The sequence below is a fragment of the Azohydromonas sp. genome, from assembly GCF_035325925.1.
GTDB lineage: Bacteria > Pseudomonadota > Gammaproteobacteria > Burkholderiales > Burkholderiaceae_C > Calidifontimicrobium.
In genome coordinates, this window is record NZ_DAOKZA010000073.1 from 1 (window position 1) to 10,056 (window position 10,056).

Below are 10,056 nucleotides of genomic sequence, written 5' to 3' on the forward strand. Positions count from 1 at the left end.
GAATCGAACCACCGACACGCGGATTTTCAATCCGCTGCTCTACCAACTGAGCTACTTGGCCGAAGAGCCGCGCATTATAGCGACGGCGCGGGTCACAGCCCGCCGCGCTTGTTGCGTGTCAGGTCGACGCCGAGCTGCTTGAGCTTGCGGTACAGGTGCGTGCGTTCGAGACCGGTCTTCTCCGCCACGCGGGTCATCGATCCGTTCTCCTTGGCCAGGTGGAATTCGAAGTAGCACTTCTCGAACGCGTCGCGCGCCTCGCGCAACGGACGGTCGAGCTCGAACACCTGCTCCGACTGAGGCCCCAGCAACTGCGGGGCGACCGGCAGCATCGGCGCCACGCCGTCGTGCACCTCACCGCCGTCGCCTCGCGCGAGGCCCGGCGTCGGCAAGGCGCGTGCGGCCGGCTTGGTCAGCGCCTGCTCGACGGCGCGCAGCAGCTTCTGCAGCGTGATCGGCTTCTCGAGGAAGGCCATCGCGCCGAACTTGGTGGCCTCGACCGCGGTGTCGATCGTGCCGTGGCCGCTCATCATGATCACCGGCATCGTCAGCAGCCCGTTGCTGCCCCACTCCTTGAGCAGCGTGACGCCGTCGACGTCGGGCATCCAGATGTCCAGCAGCACCAGGTCGGGACGCATGCGTTCACGCAGCGCTCGAGCCTGCGCGGCGTTCTCGGCCAGCTCGACCGTGTGCCCTTCGTCGCTGAGGATTTCCGACAGCAGCCCGCGTATGCCAAGTTCGTCGTCAACTACGAGGATGGTCGCCATGGATTCGGTGCCGGCCGGTGCTCAGGCCGCGGAGGTCGGAAGGCCCGCCGGGGCAGGCGCAGGGGCCGCCACGGGAGCGAGTTTGGAAAATGATAACGAAACTTGCGCGCCTGCCGGCACGCTCTCGTCACCGTCGGCGCCACGCCGGTTGCCGATGCGCACGCGCGCGCCGTGCTCGTCGGCGATCTTCTTGACCACGGCCAGGCCCAGCCCCGTGCCTTTGCTCTTGGTCGTCACGTACGGCTCGAAGGCTCGCTTGAGCACCTTGTCGGCGAAGCCGGGCCCGTTGTCGCTGACCACCAGTCGCACGGCGCGAACGCGGCCGTCGTCGTGGCGCGAGACCTCGGTGGCCACGCGCACGCAGCCGTCGGCGCGCTCCGCCACCGCGTCGAGCGCGTTCTGCACCAGGTTGTGCACCACCTGGCGCAGCTGCGTCGCGTCGCCGACGATCGCCGGCAACGCCTCGGCATAGCTCGCGCGCAGCCGCCCGCTCTCGCTGGCCTGCCCGTACAGCGCCAGCACCTCGGCCACCAGCGCGTTCAGGTCCAGCGCGTGCAGCTGCGCCGCGGGCAGCCGCGCGTAGTCGCGGAACTCGTTGACCAGTTGCTTCATCGCCTGCACCTGCGCGACGATCGTGGTCACCGAGCGCTGCAGCAGCGCCTGGCCGGGCGCGTCGAGCTTGGCCTCGAGCTTGTGCTGCAGTCGTTCGGCCGACAGCTGGATCGGCGTCAGCGGGTTCTTGATCTCGTGCGCCAGCCGGCGCGCGACCTCGCCCCACGCCGCGGTGCGCTGGGCGCTGACGACCTCGCTGATGTCGTCGAACACCATCAGCCGCATGTCGCCGGGCAGCGTCGCGCCGCGCACCAGCAACGTCAGCGTGTCGTTGTCGCGCACGGTGGCGCCGGCCAGCGGCAGCTCGAACGCCTCCTGCCACTGGTCGCGCTCGCCGGGCTCGGGACTGGCCTGGTGCGTCTCGAAGCGCTGCCACACTGCTTCGGCGAAGGCCTCGAGTCCCGGCGCCTCGTCCAGTCGACGACCGCGGTACGCCGACAGCGGCAGCTTGAGGATGCGGGTGGCGCCCGGGTTGACGGTGTCGATGCGGCGCTGCGCGTCGAAAACGATCACGCCGGCGGTCATGTTGTCGAGGATCGTCTGCAGGTGCGTGCGCGCGTTCTCCAGCTCGGCCACGCCGCGCTGCACCTGCGTGCGCGCGTCGGCGAGCTGCTGCGTCATGTCGGCGAACGACCGCGTCAGCCCGCCGAGTTCGTCGCCCGAGGCGAACACCGGCTTGGCGCGCAGGTCGCCGGCGGCCACCTGCCTCACGCCCTCGGCGAGCAGCAGCAGCGGGCGCGCCAGCTGGTTGCCCAGCAGCGCGGCCAGCAGCACCGCGGCGAACACCGCCAGCACCAGCGCCAGCGTCAGCGTGCCGATGTACATGCGCCGCAGCCCGTCGCGCTCGAGCGCACGCTGCTGGTACTCGCGGTACGCCGCCTGCACCGCCAGCGCTTGCGCCGCCAGCGTGGGCGGCACGGCCTGCACGACCATCAGGTAGCGCTCGTCGGCGCCCAGCCGCAGGTCGGCGCTGGGCAGCAGCGCCAGCGCGCGCACGCGTGCGTCGGGCGCGGCGCCGGGCGCCGGCTCGTCGTCGAGGCCCTCGAGCCGGCTGACGACGCGCGCGTTGCGCGCCTGACGCAGCAGCACCGGGTCGACCCGCTCGGCGCCGAGCACCGTGGTCACCCCACCGGCGCCGAGCAGCGTCTGGCCGGCGGCGCTGACCACCACCACCTGCTGCGCATTGAGCTGCTCGCGCAGCCGCTCCAGCGCCAGCGGCGTCGGCGACGTTCCGGCATCGGCCAGCCGCTCGGCGGCCAGCCGCGTCTTCGCGGCCAGGTCGCCGACCTGCGCGTCGAGCGTGCCGCGCCCCAGCGCGAGGCCGGCGTCGAGCGCGCCCTCCACGCGCACGTCGAACCAGGCTTCGATGCTGCGCGAGACGAACTGGTAGCTCACCGTGTACACCAGCACGCCGGGCAACACGCCGACCAGCGCGAAGATGCCCGCCAGCTTCAGCAGCAGCCGGCTGCCGAACTTGCCGCGCCGCGTGCGCACCGCCAGCCGCGCGGCGGCGAGCACGATGACCAGCGCGAGCAGCGCCGCCACGGCGACGTTGAGCCAGAACAGCCACACGAAGTGCCGCTCGTACAGCCCGCGCTCGCCGCTGGACAGCGACAGCACGAAGCCCAGCACCAGCGCGACGCCGGTGGCGGCCACCAATGCCACCACCCAGGCCCAGCGCGTCGACTTCTTCATCGCGGCAGTTCGATCCGGCGCTCGACCTCGAGTTGCCACTCGGGCAGGTTGCCGATGCCGATCTGCATCGGTCGTGGCAGCTCACCGGTGTCCAGCCGCCAGCTGAACTCCAGGTAGTGGTCCTCGTCGGGGTCGACCGCGGCCGCGTCGGCCACCGGCCAGCGCGAGATGCGGGTGATCGCCGACATCGCCTCGGGCAGCGACGCGTAGGTCTGGTGCAGCGCGCCGATGCTGACGCGAAAGCTGTTCGACAGCGGCTGGTAGGTCAGCCGCCAGCGCCGCCGCACGCGGCCGATGCGTTCGTCGCGCCAGTACCAGCGCGGGCGGTACAGCGCCGCCTCGGCGCGGAAGTGCAGCGCGATGCCGCGCCGCAGCGCATCCTCGACCGGCGCCGGCAACGCCACGCGCAGCGCAAAGTCGAGCGTGACCTGGCCGTCGTGGCGGCCCGGCTCGAGCACGAGCAGCGCGGCGGCCGGCGCCTGCGCCGCCGCGGGCGCGACCCGCGCCAGCCAGGGCGCCAGGGTTGCCGCGAGCACGATCCGCCCCCACGAGCGCCGGTCCATCGCGGGACGGCCGCTCGCGGCGCGGTCCGTGGCGATGGCACGCTGGCGAGGCAGGGTCAAGGGCGTTGCAGCAAGGCGTAGTAGAAGCCGTCGGGGTCGGCGGCCGGCGCGATGGCCTGCGGGTCATTGTCCGGCAGCGGCAACAGATGCCCCGGCGAGGCCGGATCGACCCGTGCCGTCCCGGCCGGCTGGCGTTGCAAAAAAGCGTCGATCTGCGCCTGCCCCTCGGCCCTGAACAGCGAGCAGGTCGCGTAGAGCAGCCGCCCGCCGGGCTTGAGCAGCCGCCACAGCGCGTCGAGCAGCCGCGCCTGCTGGCGCGCCAGCGACGCCACGTCGCCGGCGCGGCGCAGCCAGCGCACGTCGGGGTGGCGTCGCACGATGCCCGAGGCGGTGCACGGCGCGTCGAGCAGGATCGCGTCGAACGCGCGGCCGTCCCACCACGCCGCCGGGTCGCCGGCGTCGCCGGCGCGCAACTCGGCGCGAAGGCCCAGGCGCCGCAGCGTCTCGTCGACACGCGCCAGCCGCAACGCGTCGTGGTCGAGCGCGATCAGGTCGAGTTCGGCGAGTTCGAGCAGGTGCGCGGTCTTGCCGCCGGGCGCGGCGCACGCGTCGAGCACGCGCGCGCCGGCCGGCAGCGTGACCGCCGGCGTGTCGCCGAGCGTGGCCACGCCGCCGAGCAGCAGCGGCGCGGCGAGCTGCGCCGCGGCGTCCTGCACCGAGACGTCGCCGTCGGCGAAGCCAGGCAACGCGCCCACCGCGCAGGGCTCGCGCAGCACCACGGCGTGTGCGCCGACGGCCGCGGCGTCGCGCCCCTGCGCCGCGAGCCGCCGCACGTAGCCGACTGCGTCGCCGCGGCGCGCGTTGACGCGCAGCGTCATCGGCGCGCGCCGGTTGGCCGCGTGCAGCAGCGCCTGCCACTGCACCGGCCAGTCGGCCTTCAGTCGCGAGATCCACCACGCCGGATGGTTGTACGCGCCCTGCGGCTGGCGCCTTGCCGCCGCCACGAGCGCCTCGCGCTCGCGCAGGAAGCGCCGCAGCACCGCGTTGACGAATCCCGCGGCCCCCGGCGTGCGCTGGCGCGCGGCGCGCACCGCCTGGTCGACCAGCGTGTGGTCGGCGTACGGCGGCGCGGCCGGCGGCTCGGGCGGCCACAGCAGCGCCAGTGCGACGAGCAGCAGCGCTTCGACCGCCGGCGGCGGCGCCTTCGGTGCGACGATCTCGCGCACCGCCAGTGCGCCGCCGAGCGCGCGCATCGCGTGGAACGACACCGCCTGCGCACCGGCGCGCGCCGGCAGCGGCACCGCGGCGATCGCCTCGGTCAGCGAACGCCCGCCGCGCACCGCCGCCACCGCGTCGGCGGCGTGCGCGAGCAGGCGCGCCAGCGGCAGCGCGGGGGCGGCGGTGTCGCTCGGGGCCATGCGACGCAGTCTATGCGTCGCGCAGGCACAGCGGTCACAATCGGCGCTCCCTGGACCCCGGAGGCGGATGCATGTCCTCGCAAGCGACACCGATCTTTCGCAGCGAAGAGGAGCTCGCGCGCCTGCCGGCGTCCGAGCGCATCCGCTACCGCCTGGTCGGCGCCGACTGCCGCTTCCACGCCAACGACAACATCGCCGACCACCTGCGCGACGGCGAGCTCGACGAGCTCAAGGCCGAGGTGCAGGCGAAGATGCACGAGGTGCTGCGCGCGCTCGTCATCGACACCGACAACGACCACAACACCAACGACACCGCCAAGCGGGTGGCCAAGATGTTCGTCGAGGAGGTGTTCGCCGGGCGCTACCGGCCGATGCCCTCGGTCACCGAGTTCCCGAACGCCGAGCGCCTGAACGAGCTGATGATCGTCGGCCCGATCAAGGTGCGCAGCGCCTGCTCGCACCACCTGTGCCCGATCCTCGGGCGCGTGTGGATCGGCATCCTGCCCAACGAGTTCTCGAACCTGATCGGCCTGTCCAAGTACGCGCGCATCTGCGACTGGATCATGAGCCGCCCGCAGATCCAGGAGGAGGCGGTGACGATGCTCGCCAACGAACTGCAGCAGCGCGTCAAGCCCGACGGGCTGGCCATCGTGATGGAGGCCGACCACTTCTGCATGCACTGGCGCGGCGTCAAGGACGACGAATCGATGATGGTCAACTCGGTGATGCGCGGCGCCTTCCTGAAGGACGCCAACCTGCGGCGCGAGTTCCTCGCGCTGCTGAGCAAGAAGACCGCCTGAAGGAGCCAGTGCCATGCTCGTGCGCCTGATGTACGCCAGCCGTGCCGTCGCCGCGATCGGCGACGACGAACTGCACGCGATCCTGCGCAAGTCGAAAGCCGACAACCCGAAGCACGGCATCACCGGCGTGCTGTGCTACTCGCAGGGCATCTTCATCCAGGTGCTCGAGGGCGGCCGCGGCGCCGTCAACCGGCTGTACAACCGCATCGTCGCCGACGCGCGCCACGCCGACGTGGTGCTGCTGAGCTACGACGAGATCGGCGAGCGCCGCTTCGCCGGCTGGTCGATGGGCCAGGTGCACATGAACCGGCTCAACCCGGCGCTGCTGCTGAAGTACTCCGAAACGGCCACGCTCGACCCCTACGCGGTCAGCGGCAAGGTGTCGCTGGCGCTGTTCGAGGAGCTGGTGTCCACCGCGTCGGTGATGGGCCAGTCCTGAGCGCGCGGGCGCTTCAGCGCCGGGCCGCGGCGCCGAGCCGCTGCACCGGCAGGCACAGCCCGTCGGCGCGCACGAACACGCCGCGGTCGAGGCCGCGGTCGGCGAAGTAGAAACGGTCGACGCCCTCGGCGCGCGGTTCGGAGACAAACACCGACTCGCCGGCAGCCGACTCGCCCTCGTAGAAGAAGTCCATCGGCCGATGGCCGCGCTGCCAGCGCAGCGCGTAGCTCATGCGTGCCGGCGCCACCGTGCAGCGCGTGCGCCCGACGCGGTACACGCCCTCGAACTCGCCGCGGGCGTCGGCCGGCGCGGTCGACGCGACGCCCAGGTGCGCACATGGGTGCGCCGGCGGCGTCGCGGCCGGGGCGCCGCCACCGGCCGCCGCGGCGGTGCCGAGCGCCGTGGCGAGCAGCAGCGCCACCGCCGCCCGCGTGGCACGGCGCTCACCCCCCCAGCGCACGGGCATGTCGCTCGGCGAGCCGCGCGATGTCGTGGGCGCGGTCGAGTCCGTTGATGCAGCGGCGCGCGTTGACGTAGTCGCAGCGCATGTCGTCGATGTAGTCGGTCAGGCGGCGTCCGGTGAAGGTGCCGGTGCGAAAGCCGTGCACGAGGATGAAACACGCGTGCTGCGGCACGCAGGCCAGGTCGGGCTGGCGCACCAGGTCGACCCCCAGCAGGTCGGCGTACTTCTGGTAGTTGTTCTTCCAGGTCAGCTGCACGTAGCCGCGGCCGTGGTACGGCCAGTAGCGCAGGTTGCGCTTGCGCCAGGCCTCGGCGTTGCGCAGCCAGTACGCCTCGACGACCGGCTTGAAGGTCTTGTTGGTCTCCCACTCGGTGGTGGCGAGCACGTAGGCGATCTGCGTGGTCAGCGTCAGCGCCTGCGCGTGGCACTGGCGCACGATCGCGGCGATCGTGCCGTCGCGCGTCGAGAAGTCGTCGACCCCGCCGGTGTGGATGCGCCCGACCATCTGCTCGAGCAGCGCGGCCGTCTGCGGCCCGACGGTGTCGGGGTGGCCCTCGACGACGTCGGCCTTGAACTCGGCCAGCGCCGAACGCGTCTTCGGGCCGACCAGCCCGTCGATGTCGCCCAGCGGGTAGCCCAGCGTCGACAGTGCGTGCTGCAGCTCGCGCACCTGCGCCTTGGACAGCTGCGACAGCGGCAGCGGCCGCTCGATCTCGAGCAGGTGGGTGAAGCTCATGCGGCGCTCCCTGCGCGGTCCCGACGGGCGCGCAGTGTGGCGTGCCCCGCGGCACGCCACAACCCCTAGCAGCCGGCGCGACCGGCGCGCGGCGATCAGGTCAGCGAATCGGCCCAGATCGTGCGCGCCCAGTTCCACGCGTACAGGCCCTCCTTCTCGTTGGCCTCGGGCGACAGGCCGCCCGAGCCGGGCACGGTCTTGTAGGTGCGCTCGGCGCCGTCGTAGGCGTGCACGCTGGCCACGTGCACGACGTTGCTCGCGTCGACGAAGCTGTAGCAGGTGTTGGTCAGCATCGGCGCCGGGTTCACCGGCCAGCCGGCGAGTTGCGCGACCACCGCCGCGGCCGCGACCTTGGCGTGGCTGTTGGCCATGTGCCCGCTCTTGGGCATCGCGGGGGCGAGCAGGATCGAGTCGCCGATCACGTGGATGTCCTTGGCCACCGTCGACTCGAACGTCAGGTAGTCGATCGGGCACCAGCGCGCGTTCGCGGTGGCCAGCCCGGCCTGCACCGCCACCGCGCCGGCGCGCTGCTGCGGCACGACGTTGAGCACGTCGGCCTTCAGGTCGTCGTTGACCTCGAACTTGAGCGTCCTCGTCGCCGCGTCGACGCCGACCACCTTGTGCCCGGGCCGGTACTCGACGATGCCGGGGTAGCGGTCGGCCCAGGCCTTCTTGAACAGCGCGCCCTTGGACGTGACGTCGGGGTTGGCGTCAACGACGATCACCTTCGAGCGCGGCTTGTGCGACTTGAAGTAGCTCGCGACCTGGCAGGCGCGTTCGTACGGGCCCGGCGGGCAACGGTACGGGCCCAGCGGCACCGACAACACATAGACGCCGCCGTCGCGCATCGCCTCGAGCTGGCGGCGCAGCGCCGCGGTCTCGGGGCCGGCCTTCCAGGCGTGCAGGATGCGGCCATCGGCGTTGGCCGCCCGCAGGCCCTCGACGGTGTCGAGCTGCAGGTCGATGCCGGGCGAGAGGATCAGCTTGTCGTAGGCGATCGTCGGTCCCGACGCCAGCACCGCGACCTTCTTCGCCGGGTCGATGCTCGCGACCATGTCCTTGACCACGCGCACGCCGTGGTTCTTGGCCAGCGCCGCGTACGGCGTGGTGATGTCGGCCATCGTGCGCGTGCCGCCGAGCACCAGGTTGCTGATCGGGCAGCTGACGAAGGCGTCGTTCGGCTCGACCAGCACCACGTCGACCTGGTAGCCCGACATCTTGCGCACGTACTTGGCCGCCGTCGCGCCGCCGTAGCCGCCGCCGACGACGAGCACGCGCGCCTTCGACGGCGCGCCGCCCATGCCGGCGCAGCCGGCCAGGCCCATCGCCCCCACGCCGCCGAGCGCCGCCGCGCCGGCCAGCCATTCGCGTCGTTGCATCGCGACCCCCTTCACTTCTTCTGCGCCGCGAACCACGCGGCAAGTTGCTGGATCTGCTCGTCGCTGAAGCCCTTGGCGAGCTGGTGCATCACGGTGGCGGGGCGTTCGCCCTTCTTGAAGCCCTGCATCTGCGCGACCATGTACGCGGCCGGCATGCCGGCCAGCCCGGGCACCTCCGACTTGTCGATCGCCCGCCCGTCGGTGCCGTGGCAGTTGGCGCAGGTCGCGGCCAGCGCCTGCGCGTGCAGCGCGCGCGCGTCCTGCGCCAGCGTCGGTGTCGCGGACATCGCCGCGATCGCCGCGGCGGCGAGCACCCGCCGTCCGCGGGTCCTTGGGTTGCTGGTCATTGGCTCGTCTCCTGTCGGTCGTGCCGCGGCGCCATGGCGGCGCCGGGCGGTGAAGTACGCTTACCCCAAGGGCATGCTAGTGACAACCGCGACCGGCCGTTACCGGGTACACCCGAGACCGGCGCCCGGGCCATCCCGCAAAGCGGGTCCTTTGACCTGGGTCAGAGCCGCCGCGCCGGGCCGAAGCCGAACAGCGGCCGCAGCAGCCGCGTCGGGAACTGCGCCAGCGCCGCGTTGTACGCACCGACCGCGTCGTTGAACCACTGGCGCGCGAAGGCCAGCCGCAGGTCGCTGTCGTGCAGTTCGCGCAGGCATGCGCCGATGTCGGCGTGCTCGCGCAGCGCCGGCTGCTGCGCGAGCAGCGCGAGCAGCCGCTCGACCGCCGACGCGAGCACCGCGTCGTGGCGCGCGAAGGCCTCGACGGCCTGCGCGTCCAGCGGCCGCGCGCCGGCCGCGTCGGTGGCGGCCTGCACCTGCCGTTGCGCGTCGAGCACCGCGTCGAGCGTGCGGTGCTCGGCCGCCAGCGGTTCGCGCAGTGCCCCGACGAGCCGCGGCAGCGCGTCGCGTCGGCGGCGCAGCTGCTCGTCGATCTGCGCCCACCCGGCGTGGATCGCGTTGCGCAGCCGCACCAGCCGGTTGTAGGCGCCCAGCGCCCACAGCACGATCACCGCGGCGAGCAGCGCCGGGACGAACTCGGCCGGCGTCATCGCGCCGCCGCGCGCGTCAGCCGCGCACCTCGCCCTGACCGAACACGACCCACTTCAGCGACGTCAGCCCCTCGAGCCCGACCGGCCCGCGCGCGTGCAGCTTGTCGGTGGAGATGCCGATCTCGGCGCC

Annotated in this window: 11 protein-coding genes; 2 read left to right on the forward strand and 9 right to left on the reverse strand. The window is 72.6% G+C overall.

Features of this window, described 5'->3' with window-relative positions; genetic code table 11:
• Window positions 1-92: 92 nt before the first annotated feature.
• From PKC53_RS17590 to rsmB, 4 genes are read right to left on the reverse strand one after another with little or no spacing between them, the layout of a single operon-like run.
• Window positions 93-767 (reverse strand): response regulator, encoded by a 675-nt coding sequence (locus tag PKC53_RS17590; RefSeq protein WP_324430989.1) that lies wholly within the window; start codon window positions 765-767, stop codon window positions 93-95.
• 21 nt (window positions 768-788) lie between these two features.
• Window positions 789-3,074, reverse strand: coding sequence for an ATP-binding protein (locus tag PKC53_RS17595; protein WP_324430991.1), 2,286 nt, complete (start codon window positions 3,072-3,074; stop codon window positions 789-791).
• On the reverse strand, window positions 3,071-3,637 hold the full coding sequence (locus tag PKC53_RS17600; RefSeq protein WP_324430993.1) for a DUF4390 domain-containing protein: 567 nt from the start codon (window positions 3,635-3,637) through the stop codon (window positions 3,071-3,073). Before PKC53_RS17600 ends, PKC53_RS17595 begins: the two co-directional genes overlap by 4 nt.
• A 56-nt stretch (window positions 3,638-3,693) precedes the next feature.
• Complete coding sequence (rsmB, locus tag PKC53_RS17605) at window positions 3,694-5,055, reverse strand: 16S rRNA (cytosine(967)-C(5))-methyltransferase RsmB (RefSeq protein ID WP_324430995.1); 1,362 nt, start codon at window positions 5,053-5,055, stop codon at window positions 3,694-3,696.
• Between the two features lie 71 nt (window positions 5,056-5,126).
• Between rsmB and folE the strand changes: the two genes are divergently transcribed.
• Both folE and PKC53_RS17615 read left to right on the forward strand, forming a co-directional pair.
• Window positions 5,127-5,855 carry a GTP cyclohydrolase I gene (gene folE / locus PKC53_RS17610; protein ID WP_324430997.1) on the forward strand — a complete coding sequence of 243 codons (729 nt, stop codon included), beginning with the start codon at window positions 5,127-5,129 and terminating at the stop codon, window positions 5,853-5,855.
• Between the two features lie 13 nt (window positions 5,856-5,868).
• Entirely contained in the window at window positions 5,869-6,294 is a 426-nt protein-coding gene (locus tag PKC53_RS17615) for a BLUF domain-containing protein (RefSeq protein WP_324430999.1), read from the forward strand.
• Between the two features lie 13 nt (window positions 6,295-6,307).
• Here PKC53_RS17615 and PKC53_RS17620 read toward each other — a convergent pair whose 3' ends face one another.
• The 5 genes from PKC53_RS17620 to PKC53_RS17640 form a co-directional block, all read right to left on the reverse strand.
• Window positions 6,308-6,760: a hypothetical protein gene (locus tag PKC53_RS17620; RefSeq protein WP_324431001.1), complete on the reverse strand. Its 453-nt coding sequence runs from the start codon at window positions 6,758-6,760 to the stop codon at window positions 6,308-6,310.
• Complete coding sequence (locus PKC53_RS17625) at window positions 6,738-7,493, reverse strand: peptidoglycan-binding protein (RefSeq protein WP_324431003.1); 756 nt, start codon at window positions 7,491-7,493, stop codon at window positions 6,738-6,740. The genes PKC53_RS17620 and PKC53_RS17625 overlap by 23 nt, the downstream gene beginning before the upstream one ends.
• Before the next feature lie 95 nt (window positions 7,494-7,588).
• Window positions 7,589-8,872: an NAD(P)/FAD-dependent oxidoreductase gene (locus tag PKC53_RS17630; protein ID WP_324431005.1), complete on the reverse strand. Its 1,284-nt coding sequence runs from the start codon at window positions 8,870-8,872 to the stop codon at window positions 7,589-7,591.
• Between the two features lie 11 nt (window positions 8,873-8,883).
• Entirely contained in the window at window positions 8,884-9,219 is a 336-nt protein-coding gene (locus PKC53_RS17635) for a c-type cytochrome (RefSeq protein WP_324431007.1), read from the reverse strand.
• Window positions 9,220-9,380: 161 nt separating this feature from the next.
• Window positions 9,381-9,926 carry a LemA family protein gene (locus PKC53_RS17640; RefSeq protein ID WP_324431009.1) on the reverse strand — a complete coding sequence of 182 codons (546 nt, stop codon included), beginning with the start codon at window positions 9,924-9,926 and terminating at the stop codon, window positions 9,381-9,383.
• Window positions 9,927-10,056: the final 130 nt, after the last annotated feature.